Annotated in this window: 24 protein-coding genes and 1 pseudogene; 9 read left to right on the forward strand and 16 right to left on the reverse strand. The window is 38.2% G+C overall.

What is annotated here, in order from left to right:
- Positions 1 to 130 precede the first annotated feature (130 nt).
- The 9 genes from B3297_RS17900 to B3297_RS17940 form a co-directional block, all read right to left on the reverse strand.
- Positions 131 to 544, reverse strand: a complete 414-nt coding sequence (locus B3297_RS17900) for a hypothetical protein (RefSeq protein WP_286779210.1) — start codon at positions 542 to 544, stop codon at positions 131 to 133.
- Positions 545 to 739: 195 nt separating this feature from the next.
- Positions 740 to 1,111 carry a response regulator gene (locus B3297_RS17905; protein ID WP_070570584.1) on the reverse strand — a complete coding sequence of 124 codons (372 nt, stop codon included), beginning with the start codon at positions 1,109 to 1,111 and terminating at the stop codon, positions 740 to 742.
- Positions 1,112 to 1,502: 391 nt separating this feature from the next.
- Positions 1,503 to 1,625: a hypothetical protein gene (locus B3297_RS17910; protein WP_256604652.1), complete on the reverse strand. Its 123-nt coding sequence runs from the start codon at positions 1,623 to 1,625 to the stop codon at positions 1,503 to 1,505.
- Positions 1,626 to 2,077: 452 nt separating this feature from the next.
- Entirely contained in the window at positions 2,078 to 2,758 is a 681-nt protein-coding gene (locus B3297_RS17915; protein ID WP_070570582.1) for a DUF421 domain-containing protein, read from the reverse strand.
- A gap of 6 nt (positions 2,759 to 2,764) precedes the next feature.
- The gene (locus B3297_RS17920; RefSeq protein ID WP_070570580.1) at positions 2,765 to 2,965 is read right to left on the reverse strand and encodes a hypothetical protein; all 201 of its coding nucleotides are present in this window, start codon (positions 2,963 to 2,965) and stop codon (positions 2,765 to 2,767) included.
- A 249-nt stretch (positions 2,966 to 3,214) separates the two neighbouring features.
- Positions 3,215 to 4,078 (reverse strand): SDR family oxidoreductase, encoded by an 864-nt coding sequence (locus tag B3297_RS17925; RefSeq protein WP_070570610.1) that lies wholly within the window; start codon positions 4,076 to 4,078, stop codon positions 3,215 to 3,217.
- A gap of 728 nt (positions 4,079 to 4,806) precedes the next feature.
- Positions 4,807 to 5,250, reverse strand: a complete 444-nt coding sequence (locus B3297_RS17930; protein ID WP_070570577.1) for a hypothetical protein — start codon at positions 5,248 to 5,250, stop codon at positions 4,807 to 4,809.
- A 248-nt stretch (positions 5,251 to 5,498) separates the two neighbouring features.
- Positions 5,499 to 5,819 carry an alpha/beta hydrolase gene (locus B3297_RS17935; RefSeq protein WP_217493585.1) on the reverse strand — a complete coding sequence of 107 codons (321 nt, stop codon included), beginning with the start codon at positions 5,817 to 5,819 and terminating at the stop codon, positions 5,499 to 5,501.
- Positions 5,820 to 5,929: 110 nt separating this feature from the next.
- On the reverse strand, positions 5,930 to 6,274 hold the full coding sequence (locus tag B3297_RS17940) for an alpha/beta hydrolase (RefSeq protein ID WP_201303546.1): 345 nt from the start codon (positions 6,272 to 6,274) through the stop codon (positions 5,930 to 5,932).
- A 500-nt stretch (positions 6,275 to 6,774) separates the two neighbouring features.
- On the opposite strand from B3297_RS17940, the pseudogene B3297_RS17945 reads away from it, so the two are divergent.
- The 4 genes and pseudogenes from B3297_RS17945 to B3297_RS17960 all read left to right on the forward strand — a co-directional run.
- Positions 6,775 to 7,809: pseudogene (locus B3297_RS17945) on the forward strand (PAS domain S-box protein); the annotation flags it as partial.
- 27 nt (positions 7,810 to 7,836) lie between these two features.
- Entirely contained in the window at positions 7,837 to 8,304 is a 468-nt protein-coding gene (locus B3297_RS17950; RefSeq protein WP_312905267.1) for an ATP-binding protein, read from the forward strand.
- A complete protein-coding gene (locus B3297_RS17955; RefSeq protein WP_070570575.1) occupies positions 8,294 to 8,659 on the forward strand; it encodes a response regulator in 366 nt (121 codons plus the stop codon). Before B3297_RS17950 ends, B3297_RS17955 begins: the two co-directional genes overlap by 11 nt.
- A 192-nt stretch (positions 8,660 to 8,851) precedes the next feature.
- Positions 8,852 to 9,241 carry a DUF5856 family protein gene (locus B3297_RS17960; protein WP_046672983.1) on the forward strand — a complete coding sequence of 130 codons (390 nt, stop codon included), beginning with the start codon at positions 8,852 to 8,854 and terminating at the stop codon, positions 9,239 to 9,241.
- Positions 9,242 to 9,486: 245 nt separating this feature from the next.
- On the opposite strand, the gene B3297_RS17965 is transcribed toward B3297_RS17960, so the two are convergent.
- Entirely contained in the window at positions 9,487 to 9,846 is a 360-nt protein-coding gene (locus tag B3297_RS17965; RefSeq protein WP_286753944.1) for a winged helix-turn-helix transcriptional regulator, read from the reverse strand.
- Positions 9,847 to 9,975: 129 nt separating this feature from the next.
- On the opposite strand from B3297_RS17965, the gene B3297_RS17970 reads away from it, so the two are divergent.
- From B3297_RS17970 to B3297_RS17980, 3 genes are all read left to right on the forward strand, one after another.
- A complete protein-coding gene (locus tag B3297_RS17970; protein ID WP_286779211.1) occupies positions 9,976 to 10,767 on the forward strand; it encodes an SDR family oxidoreductase in 792 nt (263 codons plus the stop codon).
- A 283-nt stretch (positions 10,768 to 11,050) separates the two neighbouring features.
- Positions 11,051 to 14,014 (forward strand): response regulator, encoded by a 2,964-nt coding sequence (locus tag B3297_RS17975; RefSeq protein ID WP_286779212.1) that lies wholly within the window; start codon positions 11,051 to 11,053, stop codon positions 14,012 to 14,014.
- A 110-nt stretch (positions 14,015 to 14,124) separates the two neighbouring features.
- A complete protein-coding gene (locus B3297_RS17980; protein ID WP_070570571.1) occupies positions 14,125 to 14,415 on the forward strand; it encodes a hypothetical protein in 291 nt (96 codons plus the stop codon).
- Between the two features lies 1 nt (position 14,416).
- Here B3297_RS17980 and B3297_RS17985 read toward each other — a convergent pair whose 3' ends face one another.
- Together B3297_RS17985 and B3297_RS17990 are read right to left on the reverse strand one after the other, a co-directional pair.
- Positions 14,417 to 15,130: a transporter gene (locus tag B3297_RS17985; protein ID WP_286777234.1), complete on the reverse strand. Its 714-nt coding sequence runs from the start codon at positions 15,128 to 15,130 to the stop codon at positions 14,417 to 14,419.
- A gap of 3 nt (positions 15,131 to 15,133) precedes the next feature.
- A complete protein-coding gene (locus tag B3297_RS17990; RefSeq protein ID WP_286777235.1) occupies positions 15,134 to 15,370 on the reverse strand; it encodes a hypothetical protein in 237 nt (78 codons plus the stop codon).
- A 336-nt stretch (positions 15,371 to 15,706) separates the two neighbouring features.
- Between B3297_RS17990 and B3297_RS17995 the strand changes: the two genes are divergently transcribed.
- Positions 15,707 to 16,921 (forward strand): transglutaminase-like domain-containing protein, encoded by a 1,215-nt coding sequence (locus B3297_RS17995; RefSeq protein ID WP_286777236.1) that lies wholly within the window; start codon positions 15,707 to 15,709, stop codon positions 16,919 to 16,921.
- A 473-nt stretch (positions 16,922 to 17,394) separates the two neighbouring features.
- Here B3297_RS17995 and B3297_RS18000 read toward each other — a convergent pair whose 3' ends face one another.
- The 4 genes from B3297_RS18000 to B3297_RS18015 form a co-directional block, all read right to left on the reverse strand.
- Complete coding sequence (locus tag B3297_RS18000) at positions 17,395 to 18,234, reverse strand: AraC family transcriptional regulator (RefSeq protein WP_112376251.1); 840 nt, start codon at positions 18,232 to 18,234, stop codon at positions 17,395 to 17,397.
- A 79-nt stretch (positions 18,235 to 18,313) separates the two neighbouring features.
- The gene (locus tag B3297_RS18005; RefSeq protein WP_112376250.1) at positions 18,314 to 19,015 is read right to left on the reverse strand and encodes a peroxiredoxin-like family protein; all 702 of its coding nucleotides are present in this window, start codon (positions 19,013 to 19,015) and stop codon (positions 18,314 to 18,316) included.
- Between the two features lie 161 nt (positions 19,016 to 19,176).
- Positions 19,177 to 20,475 carry a spondin domain-containing protein gene (locus tag B3297_RS18010; RefSeq protein WP_159333032.1) on the reverse strand — a complete coding sequence of 433 codons (1,299 nt, stop codon included), beginning with the start codon at positions 20,473 to 20,475 and terminating at the stop codon, positions 19,177 to 19,179.
- A 102-nt stretch (positions 20,476 to 20,577) separates the two neighbouring features.
- Positions 20,578 to 21,141, reverse strand: coding sequence for a dihydrofolate reductase family protein (locus B3297_RS18015; protein ID WP_070570559.1), 564 nt, complete (start codon positions 21,139 to 21,141; stop codon positions 20,578 to 20,580).
- Positions 21,142 to 21,431: 290 nt separating this feature from the next.
- On the opposite strand from B3297_RS18015, the gene B3297_RS18020 reads away from it, so the two are divergent.
- Complete coding sequence (locus tag B3297_RS18020) at positions 21,432 to 22,541, forward strand: serine hydrolase domain-containing protein (protein ID WP_070570557.1); 1,110 nt, start codon at positions 21,432 to 21,434, stop codon at positions 22,539 to 22,541.
- Positions 22,542 to 22,612 lie beyond the last annotated feature (71 nt).

A 22,612-nucleotide genomic window follows, 5' to 3' on the forward strand; every position in this document is an offset into this window, starting at 1 on the left:
GGGAGTGTTTTCGTGGTCATGTTGTGGAATTTTATTGACAATTATTTCTTTGTATTCCATCAATAGCACTGAGTGTAATTAGATTAACAGGATAATAGCAAGTTCATCGATTGTCAACCAGCTCGTATTGTTACATAGCATTACCCATTCGCCATTGCGAAAATCTACATCCATTATAAAAAAACCGATCAATCATAATTTGCAAGGTTCCACCGCCATGCAAAACAGAAACCTCAACCACTTGCTTTTGACCACACACGTCACATTCGAACTTTATATCCTTTTTCATCGAATATCGTCCTTTATCCACTTTAATTCCCCACGTTGTATCATGGCTATACTTTTGCACGTGATCATCGGTCAGTAAGCAATTATCTACGAGGTGGTAATTGAACTGCTTACTGTCATACTGAATACTTCCTACATAAGCATTATTGAGATAAATATGCCAAAGGCTGTATTTCTTGGCCCGAACTTCCACTACCTGGCGTTTTCCATGATGATAAAACAACTTAGGCACATCCGTATCAAAGCGAAGCCTCATATATAGGCTGCTTAATATGAGTAAGAAGTGGCGCGACATACTTCGGTAATTTTGTAGCTAAATATATAGTGGTATTTCGCAAAGTCTAATAAGAGTACCATCTGATCAGGAGAGCAAATATATACGCCTCCGACGTCATTGTTCTTGCCTTCAGAATACTATAGTGCCGGCAAGCTATATTGTGACGATTGGGCATTACGATTCACTTTCATAAACAAATCTTCGTATGTAGTTTTCCAGATCAGTAAGTTCAAAAGGCTTTGCTAGAAAACCCTCGGCCCCACATTCCAAAGAGATTCTTCTTCCGTCGATATGACCTGACATCATAATCACAGGCAGCTTATCATATTTAGCTGAACTCTTGAGATCACGCAGTATCATGTCACCATTCCGTGCATGCATATGAATGTCCAAAAAGAGTATATCAGCATTCATAGTATCCAACACTTCCGTCAGGACTAAACTGTTTGCTACAGATATAACAATCGTATAATGATTCTCTAACACCAAGGAAAATGCATTTAGTATTTCTTTATCATCATCGCACACTACTATTGTCTTTTTCATCTTATTTTTTTAAGAAATATTTTTTTCATCACTTATTAAAAAATGGATCTTAGGCATAAGATCCACCTTCCTTGATTGTTGATTAGCTCTTAATGAGCTTTTCCATTGAGTAAGTCTATCGCCCTAGAGCTTTTTAAAATTGAACGCCCATCGAATATATTTGGTTCTACTTCAAACGTCATTACCCATACTTCACGTGTATATTCAGACGAAGACGTATAAAAACATCGCTTTGTGATGAAACTCATTTTGTTGTCAAAACAATGGGTATATCATTCAGCTTTGCAAATTAAAAAAGCGAGCAAAAGCCTGGTGATAATCCAGACTGTATACCCGCTTCAAAATAATCTGCCTTGTGCAAGTGCAAAAAATAAGCTACCTTTTCGATTGCCTATTTCTTTTTTTTACGGAAAACATTATCCGTTAACTCTTTAGAGGAGCCATCTTTTTCCTTTTGATAAGAAGATTGTGCTTTCTCTTTGGTGCTTTTTTCCTTTTTAATGTCTTTACTCATGATGTATGGATTTTATAAAGTGATGGTCCTTTTACTTTCAATAGCTAAGATTGATCGGAAGGAATAATATTAAGCTGAATCGTATTTACTCTTTGAAGTACGCAAGCTGCTAGTTGTTGAACTGAAAATTTCCGAAAGGTATATCGTGGAGAATTTAGAGATAAAACAAGTGTATTTATCATATCGGATCTACTGAATGGGTTAAGATGAATAGCAGATCGCAGTAATAAATGTACGCATAATAATTGACAATCAGGCATCAAGTTTTTTAAATACACTAACGAACAGGTTCATTCATATAATCCGCCATCTTAAGCCGGGCCATTAAATAGCTTATTGTGGATTCTGCGCCTTGATTGATGTTGATCGTGTGTTCACAGAAAAGCTTCAAATAAAAACGGTCAAATTTTTTCACCCTATAATTTGTTTAAATAATACATGGTATTATTCTTCTATACTCTTCTTGAATTCAAGGCTTTGCTCCATTGTGTTTTATTGCATCTTGGACATGCCTTTGATTCGTTCTTAAAACTAAATACGACATGGCCGCAATACATGCATGCGAATGGCCCTTCAGCACTCATTACATCAACCTTTTTGAAAGAAGACGGGAATAATGGTAGCCCATACCTCACATCACTATCAGCATAAAATAAAACGCTTAATGTTCCATCGACTTCTAGAATGCCTTCCTTAACCTGCCCCAAATGTTCGACATTTAAATTTCTCAGTTCAGAAAAAAATTCCATACGCGAAAAGGTATTATCATTTTCATGTTTTATATCAAATACGCCATCCTTAACTACAGGTAAAACTTTACCTTCCAATAAATGGGCAATATTCTCTGATCGGGAGGTAATCCAGGTTACCAACTTATAGACAAAGATTACACATATAAAGACAACAATCGCATAAAAGATGGGTATTTCTTCTTGAAACATGGGATCTCCCGCAGCTGAGCCCAAACTGATTATAATCGCAACCTCAAAAAGAGTTAACTGCCGAACTCCCCTTCTACCCGAAAGCCTTAGAATGATCAATATTAGAAGAAACATTATAATTGTTCTCGCACCTATTTCAATAAGAAAGGAGCTTTCCACCCCCTCTGCAAATATTTTTTGTATATCAATCATAACCTTTTAAAATTCAAAAATCTTACTATAGCCGCCGCCATTCAATCCTAAACATTCCTCCGGTCGCAATAGTTCATCACTTGGCAAAAACAACATACATAAGGTATCAATCTTCAATGATGGAAACAATCCCGCTAAAATTATTTCATTCCGATCTATATCTTCAATTTGCGACTGTATCCATACGACAACAGGTATATGAATCATGGTTAAGGTCGCCGACGAGCGGAAAGAGAATAAGAAAACCGCCTGTTTCTCAAACTAATATTAATTCCAGCAACAATTCGTACAACAAATCTGTACTTATTAAAGAATAATACTTTGTCAACAAATTTAGCTAGCTCGAGTCATTCATTCATTGGCGGGGCAGTCACCCCATAGTAGAGAACATTTTGAAAAACTGAAAGCCTTATGTCGATTGACGACTTGCAGATCTGATTGTGACTTATTCATTGGTTAACCATTGACGACTTCTCCGCCATTGGGATGTAAAACTTGACCGCTCATAAAATGTGAATCTTTGCTAGCTAGAAATAGAAAGCTTGGTGCAATTTCATTTGGCATTCCTGCCCTTCCCATTGGGGAGTCGCTTCCAAATTCGGAGTTTTTTTTAGGATCAAATGAAGATGCTATCAATGGAGTCCATACCGGACCGGGCGCAACAGCATTGACCCTAATTCCTTTATCCATAAGATTTGCTGACAAGCTTCGTGTAAAAGAAATTATTGCACCTTTTGTTGCAGAATAATCGATCAACTTTGGACTGCCTCGATATGCAGTCACCGAGGATGTATTAATGATACTTGCCCCCTTCTTAAGATAAGGCATGGCATACTTCGTAATCCAGAAATAGGAATAGAAATTATTCTGAAAAGTCTTGTTTAACTGTTCAGTGGTAATTTCTTCAATTGATTCTGTTTGCCAATGTAGCCCCGCGTTATTAACGATAATATCAATTTTCTTATGCGTTTTTATCGTAAATTCAATTACTTTTTTACAGTGATTTTCTTTTCCCAAATCACCTTTAATCAGCGTACATTTTCTTGAGAAGGATTCAACCTCTTTCTGGGTTTGTTTTGCATCTTTTGTTTCACTAAGATAGGCAATAACAATATCAGCTCCCTCCTTGGCAAATAACAAAGCTACAGCTTTCCCAATGCCGCTATCTCCTCCAGTAATTAATGCTACCTTATTTTTCAATTTTCCTTCTGCAGGATACTTTAACGGCGAAGTGTCAGGAACTGGTGTCATATTTATTTCTAATCCGGGTCGCTTTTGCTTTTGCAACGGTCGAATCTTTTTACTTGCTGCTTTTTTCATACCATTTTTTAAAATAATGACAGACATAGCTGATTTCCAAAACGTGTAAGGGTCAGTGCAAATGGCAAAGTCCTAAAGTTTCGGTAATCTTTTATAACCTTTATTAATAAATGGATGTAATCGGCATTTTGCGAAAGAGTTTAACCGATTCATCCATAAAGTGAACAAAGCCAAAGTCTAAAAGGTTTGAGCTATCTACATTTGCGCTATTGCTTTTGCCTTATTTTCAATTAAAGCCTTCTCATACTTAAATACAAAACCCGGTGGTCAATAATCCCTGGTCACCTGTAAGTCCTTTTACGTGAACTATAGCAATGCAATCCAAATAGCTGAATTTGCAGGAAATACTAAAGATGACGAGCTACTCCTACTGGCTTTGATTCATCTAAAAATTCTTTTCTATGATGCTCCCCGAGCCCGAAGATATGCAATCCTGCCTGATCTGCAAACGCTATCTTTGACAATAGGGCTTTCATTGCTGTTATATTTTCCGCTGAACTCAACCCACCATCATATGCTCCGGTAGCGATAAAACTATCTATTCCTATTTCGTTAATTACTTTTAATCTGATAGACTTCCCTTATTGAAAGCTATTCAAATTTCAATTTTCCCGACGGCTTAAAACGATGATCTAGATCAAAAAAGATGTTTTTTCATTTTAGATTGGCGCTTAAAGGGGCATGCATTGAACAATGTAATCTGATAAATTTACCAACTCTAGTCTTTCCTAACTCTTGCTCATAGCTTTCATGGCTAGACCAGCGGCCACTCCTCCGATCACATACCAGGCCAAGGTCATAAACTTGGTACGATCAGTCTTTTTTATTGGCTTGGCATCCAGTCCGGCCTGTTCTGGAATAGTCAGTGTTGCCAGACCAACTACCGTTCCGAGCAACGCTCCTTTGAGCAGCATATTTTTCTGACCTCCATATCCGATGAGGGTATATAACATGGCATTGGAAGCTACATCTGCCCCAAAAGTTGCCGCCACCAATGCATTGCCCTTTGGCGGTTTAAATCCAGCAAAGCGCACCGTTTTCTGCATCGCTTCTTCGCCCACTTTATCCACTTCTGGAGCTTTGGGATCGAATCTCTTGGCAGCACTATGGACCACATTGAGTACGAGCGCACCGATCAATCCGCCCAACATATTTTTATTAAATCCATTCATATTTTGCTTTTTACGTTTTCAACCTTTTTTGTACTGTTTTTGTACTGTTATTCTGAGAACAATGGACAACCTAAAATCGTTTAATCAAATCCACAGAAGAAATTTTTACTACAATGTATTAAGCTTTCAGGACAGTCCGGAGAAGTTTGGTCAGAACTGGCAAATCGATCGTATGGTCATATGCTAGCCCTTGTTGAGGACGGTTTCAGAAATACCTTACACGATATTGAAGTAACTTTTTCGGAAGATTATTTTAAGTTTTCTTTTGTGAATGCTGCGATGTCCCGAAAAGCTTCTCTGGTTTCTCTTAAAACAGCTCCCATATGCAAAAAACCATTGGCAATCTCTTTGTAATGAGTAATTTTGACTGGAATTTCGGAGGATTTCATATTCTCTGCCAATTGTTTTCCTTCATCCCGCAACCGATCGTGCTCAGTCAATAAAATCAACGTTGGAGGCGTATTCTTAAAATATTCAATCAAAAGAGGAATTGCTATGGGGTTCTGTTGATCCATTTGGTCGGTTAGATACCAATTCCAGGCTTTTATTCCTTCCTCCTTATTAATAATCGGACCATTTTGATAGTCTTTCTTTGACTGTACTTAATTGATTATCAGCTGCCGGATAAATCACACATGAAACCTCAAATGCTCACCAGGCCTTGTCGAAACTCCTACGGTTAAAGCTGCCCCGCACTGTCGCCAATAATTCCAATCATAGTTTTATCGATGTTTAAAGAGTCCGAATTATTAACGATCCACTCAGTCGCTGATTGAGCATCATCGAAACCAGCCGGAAAAGGATACTCTGGCGCCAGTCGAAAGTCCACAAAAACAATGGCACAACCCGTAGCGTTGGCCAATTGACAGACAATAGCATCGTGCGTCTCAAAACTTCCAGAAATAAACCAACCGCCATGAAGATAAATGATGGCCGGTGATTTTTCATTTATAATTTCATTGGGTCGGTGTATTCTCACAGGAATTTCGTGATTCTTGCTACGAATATTAAATTCTTCTAACATTTTCACTGCTTCTTTTTTGCCGCTGAGCCGAATGCCATTGTCTCATATCCTTTGCAGCTTTATTTCTAATGAATTTATGCCGTCAAACACATGAAGCTTGTTCAGGTTTTCAATTATTTTAATTATTTCAGGAGTCAATTTAGTTGTATTCATTTCTTTACTATGATTTATGTTTTTATAGAAAATCATTGCCGGTATCACGCGTATTCCGAGAATCTTTTTGGTAGGCTATCAAAATTTCAAGTAAAATTAACTAGAAGTCATACATTTACTACAATATACCGCTGAATGTACGTTACTAACAAATTTGTATGTAATATTTTAGGCAATATTAGCATATGTTACCAACACTCAGTTTATGTTGTTTGGTGTACAGTACCACGTGCTAGCTAAACTCCTGACGCGGATTTATACGTGTTTTTCAAAAAAAACAGGCTGTTTTTCATTGGTTTTAGTTTTATAGATTAAATTGGACAACGATATTTGGAATACAACACTATATGGGAAAACGTGCGTCAGGCATTAATGAATTAAATATATATCTTAAGGCTTTAAATTCTGCTTATTCAGGCATTATTATCACCGATAATTTGCAGCATGATAATCCGATTATCTATTGCAATAAGGCCTTTGAAAACATCAGTGGTTATTCACACGATGAAATTATCGGTCACAATTGTCGCTTTTTGCAAGCGCAGGATCGTTCTCAACCTGAACGCTACATCCTCAAAGATTGTATCAAAAATGGTGAAGAATGTAAGATCGAAATTCGCAATTAACGCAAAGACGGAACACTTTTTTGGAATGAGCTTTTCATTTCACCTGTGAAGAATGAGGCCGGCCAGGTGACGCACTTTATTGGTGTTCAAAATGATATTACCTCGCGTAAAAAGGCCGAACACGAACTCCGGGAGGAAAAAAACAATGTTGAGATCAAAATACAGCAACGAACCAAAGAATTGCAGGAGAAGGAAAGCTTCCTCTCGAGCATGATTGAAACGGTTCGCGAAAGTCTTCTAGTACTCGATGGCAATTATATTGTGCTGAGTGCAAATAAACATTTTTTAACATCATTTCACGTCTCCTCAGAAGAGACTGTAGGAAAATTATTGTTTGATCTGGGCAATAAGCAATGGGATATCCCCTCCTTGAAGGAACTTCTTACGCATATTTTACCAACCAGCAATCCCGTAATTGATTACGAAGTAGAACATGTATTTCCGCATATCGGCCGCAAAGTGATGCTATTAAATGCCTATCGCATAGAGTTTGAAGGGCAATATAAAGACCGTATCCTGATCGCCATTGAAGACATCACCGAGAAAAAAGAACAGGATCTACGTAAAGACGATTTTTTGTCCGTCGCTAGTCATGAACTAAAGACGCCCCTAACGACCATTAAGGGGCTTGTACAGATTCTGCAACGACTTAGTATAGACCATTCCGACAATAAATTTGTCAGTACACTGGATAAAATTTCGGCCTATATAGATCGACTGAATATATTGATTACTAAATTACTAGACACCTCAAAAATACAGTCTGGCCATATTGAGCTTCACATGGAGCCATTTGCCATAGATCATACAATTCGGGAAGCCATTGACAATATAATGGTAGGTGTACCTGGTTACAAAATAAACCTATTAGGCTCCACAGATGCTACAGTTAGCGGCGATGAATTACAAATTATTCAGGTAATCAATAATCTGTTGTCCAATGCGATCAAATATTCACCGGGTTCAAATAGAATCGACGTTGCCATTCACAGGGTTGCCAATTTTGTCAAGATCTCTGTACGAGACTATGGCATGGGAATAGCAAATGTCGACAAGCAAAAAATATTTGAGCGCTTCTTTCGCGCCGGCCATACCCAAAAGAAATTTCCGGGATTAGGTATTGGACTGTATGTTTCGCACGAGATCATAACGCATCACAACGGAACCCTTTGGGTAGAAAGCGAACCCGGAGAAGGTTCTACTTTTAATTTCACATTACCAATAATGAGGACAGAAAACGATGAAAAGTAAGAAAATAATGATCTGTGACGATGACCAAGGCATTGTTGAGATGCTGGAATTATTCTTGGATCTGGAGGGTTACCAGGTCTTAAGCGAAACAAACAGTACAAATCTGACCAAACAGCTCATAGCATATCAGCCAGATCTTTTGTTATTGGATCTCTGGATGCCCGTGCTTTCGGGCGACCAGCTGATTAAAATCATACGCAATACACCCGAAATCAAAAATATACCTATCCTTGTTCTATCCGCCAGTGTAGATGGTCGCGATGTTGCCGAAGGACTTGGCGCAAACGGATTTATTGCGAAACCTTTTGATTTAAATGAAATTACATCCAGTATTCACGACGTATTGGCTAGTTAAAAGTATAGTACAATCTCCTAATTTCGTCCGACTTCGTTGGGTAGGCCCTGCTGGCACACAAAACTATACAGTCGAAAATCCGGATATCCTTGATTTCTTGATCACTAGCGGTTTTTCTAATAAATTAGAAACTTTGACCGCTAGGTTGTTGTTATAATAATCAAAAATGTGACTTAAATAAAGTAAAATATCATGGCAAAAAAACAACAGAACTCAAAACAGGAAATTGCGAACTTTTTAGGTGAAATGATTTCATTCAGGAACGCATTGAAGCTGACCCATTGGTCGATAACAGGAAAAGGGAGCTATGAGGCTCATATTTCTTTAGACCAAGCGATTGAGTCTCTTATTGATATTACAGACAGACTGGTGGAAACCACTTTTTCATTGGAAGGTACACTTGATATCGTGATTCCCCAAACGTCAAAACCGGCTAATTACATCAAATACATTGAGGATTTTTACAAGCAAGTTGAAAACAAACGAGAAGGACTTTTTAAGGAAAACTTCTCACAATCCATTATTGATGATGCGCAAGAAGCTGTCCAACAGTTATTGTTCAGATTAAAAAGATTGGAGTAATGCCCATGTTCGGGAGCTTTTCCTGAGTAACGGTCGAACCTATATTCGGCCGTTTTTTTATAGATTAAATTGAGTAACCAATTGCTCTCCCCTCCAGTAACAAAAATAATAACACGCTATTTTTACTAGCCAACGTCTTGATTACTGCATTTTTTAATGATTTTATTTTCTTGCAAAGAGCAAGAAAATAAAAGAGAAATTTTGGATAAACTAAAATACTTTACCGACTAGAGCAATTAGGGGTATTATCCTAAAATTCTTTTTAAAATTATTGTCCGCAGTCTATCTTCGTTTTGATCACCCCAGTGTCCTAATGCGGAAATTATGGGTATTAAACTCATCCCTAAATCTGTAAGCGAATATTCAACTTTTGGAGGAACGACAGGATATATTTTCTTCATGACTAGCTCATGATCTTCCAGTTCTTTCAGCTGTATATTCAGCACCCGTCTGGAGGCGTCTGGTATCTTACGTTGCAATTCACTCGGTCTTTTATGTCCCTGGTCAATAAACCAGAGCAAGCGTATTTTCCATTTTCCGTAAAGCACTTCACCTATCAAGTCGAGACCGCAATTTAGGTTCGGAATTATTTTTCTCTCATACATATTTTCAAAATTAAAGGTATGTTCCGATTTGTACAATAGGGGAAAAATTTATCCCTATATGAATCGTAATTCCGTACTTGCACAGGCTGGTTTTATACCTCAATTTTGTCCTATAAACAATTTGTAAAAATGGAACAATTTAATTTCAACAACGAATTATCAGACAAGATTGCCTTGGTAACAGGGGGTACAAAAGGCACTGGAAGAGCAATCGCGGAAAGACTATCACAAGCTGGAGCAACAGTTGTGATTACCGCAAGAAACGTCTCCGACCTGGAAAACAGCAAGCTGCATTTCATTGCTTCCGATCTGAGTACAGCAGAAGGGGCTCAAAAAGTGGTGAGCGAAGTGCTTTCGAGCTATGGTAGACTAGACATCTTGGTAAACAACCTTGGCGGATCTTCTACCCCCGCAGGAGGATTTGCTGTGTTAAGTGATGAGGATTGGGAATCGACACTGCAAGCTAACCTTTTGGCTCCGATCCGTCTAGATAGGAGCTTTTTACCGCAGATGATAGAACGCCAAAACGGTGTGATCATCCACATTGCTTCTATTCAGGGCAAATTACCCTTATATGATTCAACATTACCTTACGCAGCGGCAAAGGCTGGATTGAGGAACTACAGCAAAAGCTTATCGAACGAGGTTACTCCTAAAGGTGTCCGTGTACTGACGGTTTCGCCTGGCTGGATCAATACCACCGCATCTGAAGCCTGGCTAGGCGAAATTGCAAGAAATTCGAACAGTACTATAGAAGAGGCGCAACAGGGCGTAATGGATGCACTGGGCGGGATCCCTTTCGGGAGACCTGCAGAGCCTGCAGAGGTAGCTGAACTTGTTGGCTTTCTAGTTTCACCAAGAGCCAGCTATCTAACGGGGACAGAATACGTAATTGACGGCGGAACATTACCAACCATTTAAAAATCTTCCTAAGATTTTTAAATATGAATTTACCAAACATTATCTCCGAACTCCTGAAAGCACAAAACAAATTTGACAGTGATGCTTATGCGAAGTTTTGAGATATCATTTCCAGTTGTTTAATGATCGAATTAAATATCTGAAAATAACAACTTAACAGTGCAATATATTATTGGCGCCGATAGTAGCATTGTCCACCTTTGGATTATTATTCAAAGTATTCAATAGGAAATCTGGGGTAATTATTTACTTTTTTAGTATCTTAACAGTAAACAACCATCCTATGCCAAAAAAAATTATTAGAAATCTTCAGATCGGTGTAATGCTCTCTTTAATACTGCTGATTACGGGTTCTATAGCCTCTTATATTAGCATACATAAGCAGATGGAAAGTAGGCAAAGCCTCTTAAAAACGAAGGAATCTATCAGTTTAATAAAGGATATTTTAAACACACTGTTAAATGCTGAAACTAGCAATCGGGGTTACCAGCTTACCGGCAAGGAAGAATTTCTTGAACCGTTGGTTAAAAGCGGGAAAGAATATCCCCTGCTTATTGCTGACAAAGAAAGGTTTAATCTTAAAGATAAACCCCAAATTAATATCTTTCATGAACTGCGGCACACCTCAGACCTGCTGATGAAAGAATATGCCTCGCTGATTAATAATCGTAAAAAGGGTATATTAATGACCCCAGAAAAGCTTGAACAAAACAAGCAGATCATGGATAAATGTCGAATGCTTGTTCAGGAATTTGTAAAACATGGAGAAAGTCAGCTTGCTATAAAAAATGAAGACCTGAATAACTCCACCAAACGGACCGTTTTGTTCATTATATTTTCTGCAGTTGCGGCAATCGGTGTCACCATTTTCGTCTATATTCAACTAAAATCTGACATAATGCGCCGGGACAGGTTGGAAAAAGATCTGTTTTATACGAAGGAAATGCTCGAGGAAACAAGTGCGGTTGCCCAAGTGGGAGGCTGGGAAGTCAATATGAAAAGCGGAAAACTCACTTGGTCTCAAAGTGTGCGAGAAATTCATAAAACTAACATTAATTTCCAACCAACTTTTGAAAATGCCCTTGGATTTTACGAAGGAAAAAATAGAGAGCGAATAGAATATCTATTTGACAGAGCAGTACAACAAGGAATTTCTTTTGATGAGGAGCTGCAACTCATGCGTAATGACGGCGTTACGATTTGGGTAAGGATAAAGGGTATTCCCGAATTTGAAAATGAAATATGCCACAGGGTTTTTGGAATTATTCAGGACATTGATGCCTTCAAAAAAATGTTTCTAGAGGTTGCCGAGAAGGAGGCTATGATGCAGTCTTTTGCCACCGATGTTCCTATTCCATTGGCAATGTTGGACAAAGCCCTTAACTACGTTGCTGTAAGTAGTAGATGGCGAGATGAATTTAATATGAATAATGTCGATCTTATCGGCAATAATCTATTTACAATATCGCCTAATATTCCAGAAGAAAGAAAAAAAATTTACAGGAGTGCGCTTTTGGGAGAAACGTACATCGATGGGGATTTTGCGGTAAAGGTGGAAGGTAAAGAAGAAATTCAGCATTACGACCTTAAAGTCGGGCCATGGTATCTTACAAAAGATGAGGTTGGAGGTATAATTATTTCCATACAGAATATTACAAATGCCGTAAAAATAAACGAAGAACTGAAAAGCGCTAAGGAAACTGCGGATATAGCCAGCAGGGCAAAATCCGAATTTCTGGCCAATATGAGTCATGAGATCCGTACGCCTTTGAACGGAGTTATTGGATTTTCAGACCTCCTCCTCCGTACACCGCTGAATGAAACACAAACACAATATCTGAATTACATCAACGAATCAGGAGAAAACCTGCTCAGCATTATCAATGATATACTGGATTTTTCTAAAATAGAATCCGGAAAAATGGAACTTTTGATCGAAAAAAGTGACGTGTATGATATGTTAAGTCAAGTCATCAACGTGATTCTTTATCAATCCCAGAAAAAAAACATCGAACTTCTTCTCAACGTTGAGCCGGGCCTCCCGAAAACACTTTTTATTGATGAAGCCAGGTTAAAACAGATCTTGATCAATCTGCTAGGGAATGCTGTGAAATTCACAGAAAAGGGTGAGATCGAACTAAAAGTAGAGAAATTGCGCATGGATGATCATACGATTGCTTTGCGTTTCTCGGTAAGAGATACAGGAATCGGCATTCCTGTTGAGAAACAGAAATATATTTTTGATGCCTTTACCCAGGAAAACAGTTCAATCAGCAAGCGATTTGGCGGTACGGGACTAGGGCTAACGATCTCAAACAATATCTTGGGCTATATGGGGAGTCATTTATCTCTAAACAGCGAGATAGACAGCGGATCTGTATTTTTCTTCGATCTCACGGTTCCATACGAAAAGTCTGAATGGAAGGAAGAAGATGAAACGGCTATTAAAACGGCATTAGTGGTAGATGATAATGAAAGCAACAGGATTATCCTTGAACACATGCTTACCTATAAAAATATCAAATCCACATTGGCTTCTAACGGCATGGAAGCACTGGATATCATGTTGAAGGGTGAGCGGTTTGATGTGATTTTGATGGATTATCATATGCCTATCATGTCTGGATTGGAAACAATTGAGAAAATAAAAGGCTTGTTAGATCAGCGAAAGGAGATCGCTCCATTTATAGTACTTTCTTCTTCTTCAGAAGAACTGGATATACTTACTTCAGTTAGGAAAATAGAAAATACACATTTGCTGTTGAAGCCTATAAAATCACATGATCTATACAAAACCCTAAAAAAGGTAGACAGAAGTACTGTATTAGAAATTATTCAGGATCAGCCAGAAAAAGATTCGCATGCATTTGCACGGGAATTAGATGTGCTTTTGGTTGATGATAACCCAGTAAATATGGTCCTGAACAATAGGATAATGAAGTCTCTAGCTCCCAAAATACATTTAACGGAAGCTGCAAACGGTTTACAAGCTTTGGAAGAATGCAGGAAAAAGCAGTTTTCCCTTATTATTATGGATGTACAGATGCCGATAATGAGTGGTATTGAGGCAACACAACATATTAGAATGCTGTCAGGATATCAACACATCCCGATCATAGGTGTTACCGCCGGAAATGTGCTGGGAGAAAAAGAAAAATGTCTTGAATCCGGAATGAACGACTTTCTTCCCAAACCAATACGGCGGGCAGACCTTCTCGAAGTACTCAAAAAATATATTAGTGTTTAATAATTATAGAAAATGGGCGTGCTTAGCATATAAATGAGTTCATATTATCGCGTCATATATAATTTATCGTCCACCAAAATGCTGATAAGATAATTGTTAATACATGTGCTATGTCAAGCTTAGGCTGGATACTAACGCTTAATTTTGGTTATCACAACAAAAATTATAAAACCGTCAATTTGGAAAATTACAGTATTACAATACCGCTGCATTCACCTGCAGAAAAAGTATTCGGTACATCGATCAATGATATTCCACTATGGTGGACTGAAATTTTTGAAGGCATTTCAAATAAACAAGGGGAATCTTTTACGATTCTTTTGGGAGAACCGGTAGTTAATCAATTTCGCCTACAGGAGCTCGAAGCAAACACAAAAGCTGCGTTTTATAGCATCCTCTGAGTTATTTTGCCGGTATTAGGAAATTTACACCTGTTTGAAAAGCAATCCCACCAAATCTATTTTCGGTCGCAAAATTCTGCGTTACCCGGGCCATTATACCGATTTTATGAGGTACCACCCAATACGATCCGAATGCACCTATTCCCGCGTTCTGGTCAGAAAGAAAACTTCCCTCTGTTCCCTTGTCGTCGGATACTTGTTTGGAATAGTTGCCAAATAACCCCACTTCATCTCCCCGGGAATTCAATAAATACGAACCACCTAAATCAAACGTAAGATGACTCCCTTCTTTAAAGTCAGTGTTTTTTTGCCACTGATTGATTTCTAATGTAGGAGCAATACTTAAATTGATCTTGGAAGTTGGTTTATATTTAAGAGCACCACGTATATTATGTGACCAATATCCATGCCCCCCATTATCTAAACTACCATGCTCGTATTTCCCAGTCGGCGCCCATAGGCCATAATTTAATGCATATTGAAACTTTCCCTGCTTCCATGATAACCAGATTGGCTGTACATACATGTCGCCAAATCCTAAACTTTTATTGGTAAAAACATATCTTCCAGGACCTGTCTGCTGCGAATAGTAGTCCAACGCAATATTGGCGGTAGGACTGTTTACTGTCGGGATAACCATCAGTCCCCAATTGGCGCCCAAAATCTTTCCCTTTCCTCCGTAAATTGCCATCAGGATAAAAGAATGCGTGATCACCTTTTATTCAATTTGTAAAGCAGTAGGATTTCCAGGAACCGGATTAATCAATTGATCTGTCTTTTTACCCTGCCCATTGAAATAATTCATATTGGCATAACCATACCATACTGGTATAATCAACCCTTCATGCGGAGCAAAATAATCGTTGGGATTAAACGATGAACCGTTGTAATGCCCCTGACCATAAACTTTCATCATGGAAAGGATAAATAGAAACACATAAAATATCTTTTTCATATGACGAATCATTAATCCCTTATAATATCATTCAAAATGCAAACAACTCTACACGTGTTTTGTTGCATTTTCCAGATAATTTCCGCTTAATATTCATTCTCCTAATCGCGCAGCGCTTAAATGGATTAAAGACGATATTCGATCACAGCGAATTAAGCGATAATTATTTAAAAAGTATTTGGATAATATTATACGAGCCAGATGTAATAATTCACATGGTATAACTGTCTTAAAGCAAATCCTATTTTATAAAATCATAGGACAACGCTTTTCAAGCACAAAAATTACAGTTGACATTGATATAATAAAACTATTTACTTTAACTAAAAACCTCCAATGAAACTATTTAACCTTCTTCTTTTCATGCTATTGACCACCTGTGTATCCGCGCAGACAGCTTCTACGACATGGCATAAATTCCTCTCAGACTTTAAGAAGTTAGAACAGGAATATAATAATTATTACCCGGCAAAGGATTATCAAAAAGCAGCCACAGTATTAAATGCCATATCGGCCAAAATGGACAGGTTACAGCTATCTGAAAAAGAAAAGCAGGAATATCGAACTACGATAAGTGAAATCAATGCGAATATAAACTACAACCTTGCTTGTTTACAATCATTACTCAATCAAAAAAAACAAGCTGTTTCAAGTTTTGAAAAGGCAATTTTGTGGGGATATACCGACTATCGTAATGCTTTAAATGATCACGATCTAGATAATATTCGAAAGGAAAGCAAATTTGTAAAAGCATTGGTCCAACTGAAGCAATACGATAAATTAACCCTGTTGCAGCAATCAGGAGGATACGTTTCAGCAAATAGTGACTCTTTGCCGATATTTACCTACGAGGTAGCGAGCGATCGTAATTTATTAGCAGTAAAAAATTTTTTCAACCTGGACTCGATAGCTGGTAATGGCGACGAAATTTCCAAAATCCGTAATATCATGTTTTTCGTGGCAAATAGCATTAAATATGACGGCAGCAATTGGGCGCTATGTGAATTTGACGCAATTGATTTTTACAACTACCACAAGGCAACGGGAAAAGGTATCAACTGTCGGCACAAAGCGATGACGTTAAATGAAATGTACCTCGCTATGGGATTTAAGTCACGCTATGTTACATGCATGCCAAAAGACGACAAAGATACTGATTGCCATGTGATCAATAGCGTATATGCTGAAACTCTAAAAAAATGGCTGTGGATGGATCCTTCCCATGGTACATTTGTGATGGACGACAACAACAATTTACTGAGCGTTGAAGAAGTTAGGGAGCATTTAAAAAATAATCAATCGCTCAAGCTAAACGCAGAGTCCAAAGTAAGCAAACTTTGGTATCTGGATTATTATATGGCAAAAAATTTATACTGGATTCAATGTACGAATAAAAGCCTGTTTAACACTGAAAGTAGATATAGGCCTGCCGACCCCAATCTGCAGTACATTTCTTTAGTTCCAAGCGGGTTTGACAAAAGCAATAACAAATATTTAAAAAACAACGTTATTACGTTTGATCCCGCCTACTTTTGGAGATCTCCGCAATAAATAACAACATACCCGTCTTTATTAACGATTTTTGCAAATTGTGCATTCGCTAATTGGCTTACTACAATGAAAATTAGTGCTAGGAGATTTTTGTGGTTCATTTTTTATCATATTATTGCTCATCATAATTTGGCAACGTTTCGAAATAGAATTTTAATTTCTCGCTCAGACTCATTCTGGTAAGTCCCACCCGGATAAACCGAAATTGCAATGTACATAAAAATCAATGCAATGATCATCCCTATCAACACAAAATATGGTTTTAATAACTTCATTTACAGACTATTAATAATTTGTTATATTGGGCTTCAATTTTCTAGCGCCAGCTTACCAATGGCATACGTTTTATTTTAAGAGCAAATTCACTTATTTTTCATAAGGAAACCTTAATCGCATATTCATTGAAAGGTATAAATCAAATTCCCATACAATACAGTCTTTCTCTAAACGGCAACCCGCGCCTTGAATTATGATCAAAGGTTCTTAAAAGCTGAAACATTTGTTCCAGAATACTTTTTGAAAAACCGGCTAAAATGGGCAGGACTTTCAAAACCAAGTTCGTAGGCTATTTCCTTCGCTGACTTCTCGGTATAATGGAGGTACCTTTTAGCCTCAAGAATTATTCGGTTACGGATAAGAACAGATGGCGCTGACTGTTTCAACAGACCAAATACATTGCTCAGTGTTTTTGGTGATTTGTTGAGTGCAGCGGCATAGAACCTGACTTCATGTTCCTCTTTAAAGTTACATTCCAGTAGCAATGCAAACTTTCTCACAATATCCATTTTTTCGTCTGGAAATAGCTGATAGCTTTCACTTTGGAGCTTTGCAATTCTTGTGGTATTGATAATAACTCTCTTAAGAAGGGTGCGCAGCATTTCACCCTGAAAATTATCTTTTACCATCATCTCATTGGAAAACACATTCTCCAGATGAGACATTTCTTCGACAGCAGTATCATTTAATACAATGAACATTGGATGTCGAATACCATAGAACAGAAAACCAACACAACCGACCTCAGCATCGTGGTCAACGATACAATAGAACTCCCTATTAAACTGCCAGGCAGTCAGCGCATCGGGCTGCTCAAATACAAAATGCTGATTGGAAACCAAAGGAAGTATACACCTTGCTGGCATCGTATAGCTAATCTCATCGATCGTCACTTTCTGTTCGCCGCCCTTGTTGTAGATAAATGTGTTGATAGGCAGAGAACCCGCATTACGAAGTCCCCTACCTGAAAACTGGTTGTTGTCACTATGCATCACAAACCGTGCTGCGGTCACGTTATCATTATACTCCCTAATCATGTTGTCGTTTACTTACAGCATTTCAATTCGCTTAAATTTAATCATTTTCTTAAGAGTCTACGACCCAAAAACTAGAAATTTAAAGGTCTTCTTTAATGCTGCTTGCAGCTGCAAGCAGCAGATTGGAGGACAATCTCTGTTTGAAATCGGGATTGATAAATTCAAAGTGTATGGTTCCCGTTTGATCGACTATAAAAACTGATGGCACTGGGAGCAATAACTCGCTGTCCTTACCTCCAGTTGTTTTCGGAAGCATCTCCCAATAGTCTTTTGGAGCTTTATATGCAATCCCCATTTGTTTCGACAGCGCAAGATCTGAATCCGATAAAAGTGTATAGCTTAATTTTTCTTTTGCTGCAGCTTCCATTAGTCCTTCAGATTCGTCTGTGCTTATGGCAATCAACTGATACCCCATTTCTTCCAATCCTGAAAAGGCCTCTTGTAAGCCCGAAAGTTGTCTGATACAATAAGGACACCAGCCACCGCGGTAGAAAACCAAAATGGTCGGTTTTTGGGAAATCGCCCTATTGAGATCAAATCGTTTACCGGAAACGTCAAACAATACGGCCATCGGTATTTTTTCTCCACACAATAGCGGGCTGATGTCTTCCGGATTTTGCGGAATATGATAAGGGGATTGCTTCATTTCGATTTTATGTATCACGCCGTCAGCTTTACTCATGCGAGAAGGCTCTTGCGCATTGGCTATGCCTGCGATGCACGTCGTGAATAACAGCAACGCAATAAACGCAGCTAATTTTGTTTTTATATAATTTTTCATTTTACAACACATTTACTACTTATTAAACTGAATCTATACTTTTTCCCCATGGAAACTCAATCGATACTTTAGCCCCGCATGTAATAGGTTGCTGATTGTCCTGTCTCCAGTAAGGACAATAATATCCATGAGATTTTCGTACGTATAACCGGACTCAAAAATTAGTTGATTGTTACTTTTATCATGCTGGAAATTGATGGCAGTGTGGTGAACCCATTTGGATTAGGCACTTCTATAACAGGTTTACGTTCTGTCGCAGGAGTGCCGCCTAATCCTGCTTGCTCATTGCCGGCTCCGGGAAACTGATTAATCGCTGTCCCATTGTCAAACAATCCGATTGAATAGGATACATCTCCTTTTACTGTTGCATCAATTCCATTATCTTTTGTGGCGAAGAACCAATCGTTGGAAAGCCCATACATGCTTGCAATGGCAATTCGGTCTCCACTTGCTACACTTAACTGCTGCGAAACGCTACTTCCCGCCTGCGCTCCGATTTTAGGAAGTAATACAGTTGAGCTAGCCGCCGGAAGGATATAAACAGCTTTTACACCTGCGAGTGTTTTAAGATAAGTCGCCAGGCCTGATGCATCACCTTTTTGCGCTAAATCTTTCAGTCCTTTTCCACGGTCATTTTCACCGGTTTTATATATCGGGTTTTCGATGCCTTTATACAACACTACCAAAACCGGAGATAATGGTGTAAAAATACCTGTTTGTGTATTGATATAATTTCCTAAAACGCTATTGTCTCCCATTTCCGCAATATTTGTCATGCCATTTGCACTTGGTTTTCCTGCCTCAAATAATGGATTAGAATTTATCAGCTTGCCTCCTGCGATATATGAAATCGCCCAAACTCCGGGACTGAAGGGAGTCGGATTGCTCGTATCGCCAGAGGTATTCGTGATTATAAGTGTAAAATTGGAATTCCCTTCATAATGAAGTGTTGCCTTCATTAAAGTAGAAGCTGCAGCATAAGTATTGCCCTGTGCATCGGTTCCATTTCCTTCGCTAATAGCTTTTGGAGCAGTTTCTGTGGTTCCCGGGTGCATTACAGCTGCGCCTGGTTTCTGATTGATACGAGTACCATTATCCCATAATTTGATCTGTACCGAAACATCGCCCTCAACCGGAGTTCCATTGTCCTGATACAGCTTTATGCCAGGATTTTCTGGAGCAAAAAACAAATCATTCGACCAACCATACATCGTTGCAAAGCTAAGCGCTTGTCCCTCGGCTGCAGAAAACTTAATTGAAATTGCTTCACCAGGCATAATCACTGGCGAAGCACCATTGTTTTTAAAACGACCAGACTCGACCAATGGTTTCGAATCCAATACATTTTCTATCGTGATGGTCGTCTCCGACATCGATGGCATAGCATCATTTCTTTTGCAAGCGGTAATTAGCGAGGGGAGTGCTGCTATAGCCCACAAAATTGAATGTTTATATTTCATAATGAATTCTTTTTAAATTACATTACAAATGTAAATTTCATCAGAGGAGCTGCAGGTATCTGGATTTCCCGCTGTGTTGCCGATATTTCCCGATGGAATAGTTTATAGGGAAGTAGGTGTTGGACTGTATTGATAGTACAAGAGGACTGATCCGCCAGAAAAAGGCTTTGTTTTTAATAATTTAAAAACTTTTCTATCGATTATATTTTCAAAAAGTGAAAGCCCCTGTCCTACAACAACAGGATAAATGCACAGTTGAAATTCGTCGATCAAATTGAGATTCAACAACTGTACAATTAAACTTCGACTCCCAACCAAAATATCCCTACCGGATTGCTGTTTCAATTTCAATAATTCATCTTTAAGTATACCATCGGCCAATTTTGCACTTGCCCAGTCTATATTTTTCAGGCTATTTGAAAAAACAACTTTTGGAATTTTATCGATAGCCAATGCAAAGTCATCCATTGATTTTTCACCTGAGGGACTTTTCACAAAAGGCCGCCAATATTCCATAAGCTGATAAGCAATCCTACCATACAAAATGACATCAGCGTTATTTAATAGATGCGTATAATGAAGATGTATTTCCTCATCGGGAATGCCTGCTGTATGATCACAAAACCCGTCAAGGGTCATATTGAATGCTGCAATTACTTTTCTCATATCCTTACGATAAGCTTCTTTTACACCATAAATCTAACATTTTATATATTGAAAAGACTTTGCATACGACAAGAAATAAAACTGATGTGCTATTTTACATTTTTCACCATCAAGATTATTATTTTAATTCTTATTTTCACAAGCGCAACAGGAAGCAAAATCCGTTACCCCTGCTGTAGGATCAATGCTTTTGCAGGTGCAGTGGCGTCTGTTAGTGAAGTAGTAAAGAAATATACTTAGCAATGCTCAGACAGTTTCTGGATCTGAGATACACGTTTAGAAAAGAATATATGAAAAAAATCGTGTTGTTAAATACCATGTTTATTCCATTAATCGGATGGGCTCAATTACAGCCAGTTTTTAAGCATAAAGTAGATTCTATTTATGATAAAAATAAAGATGCAATCGGGATTATTGTTCATGTAGAAGCGCCGAAATACAATATTTCCTGGAGTTATGCAAGAGGAGTAGCAGATACCAGCACGAACCAAGCGCTGGAAGACCAACAGCCTGTTTTGATTGCTAGCAACACAAAACCTTATGTTGCTGCAGCAATGCTAAGATTGGTAGAAAAAGGTGAATTTTCTATTGATCAACCGATTGCCAATTTATTATCAAAAAAAACACGTCACCTATTTGAAAGCGATGGCTATAATCTAGCGGGAATCACTATAAAGAACTTGCTGTCACATACTTCGGGAATTCAAGATTATGTAGATGAAGCTTATTTTGAATTCGTCAATCAGCATCCTAAATATAAATGGAAAAAAGACGAGCAGATCAGAAGATCCATCGATATCGGGAGCCCACAGCCTGTCGGGGAAAAGTTTAGTTACGCTGATATTAATTATTTGCTCCTCACCGAGATTATTGAGCAAAAAACGCATCTGCCATTTTATACAGCTATTCGAAATTTACTGAAATACAAAGAATTAAATCTTACAAAGACATGGTTTATAAACTTAGAGCATTATCCTGAAAGCACCTTGCCACTCGCCCATCAATACGCTAACAAATACAACTGGGACTCTTATGCTATTGATCCTTCCTGGGATCTGTACGGAGGCGGCGGAATCGCAGCAACAGCCAAAGAGACTTCCCTGTTTTTCCAATATCTATTTAACGGGAAAATCATTCAGGATAAAAAGCTTCTAGAAGCGATGCATACCTATGTTCTTTCGTCGGATAAATCTAAATATTGTTTGGGAATTTATCATTTTGACATGGGATTCAACGCCTACTATCATGGGGGTTGGTGGGGAACAGATGTGATCTATTCGCCGGAGTCTGATGCGACTATCACTGTCTTTACATTGCAAAAAGGATTTCAGCACGTCATCAATCCATTTATCGGAAAAGAATTTCAAAAGCTATTGATTGCAAAATCAGCAATAAAATAATAGTTGGTTTCGCTGCATTACTATGGAAAGCTTAAAATTCGATTGCCAACAGAATCATGCACTTTATTAGG

It is taken from the genome of Sphingobacterium sp. UBA3519, from assembly GCF_002377215.1.
GTDB classification, from domain to species: Bacteria; Bacteroidota; Bacteroidia; order Sphingobacteriales; family Sphingobacteriaceae; genus Sphingobacterium; species Sphingobacterium multivorum.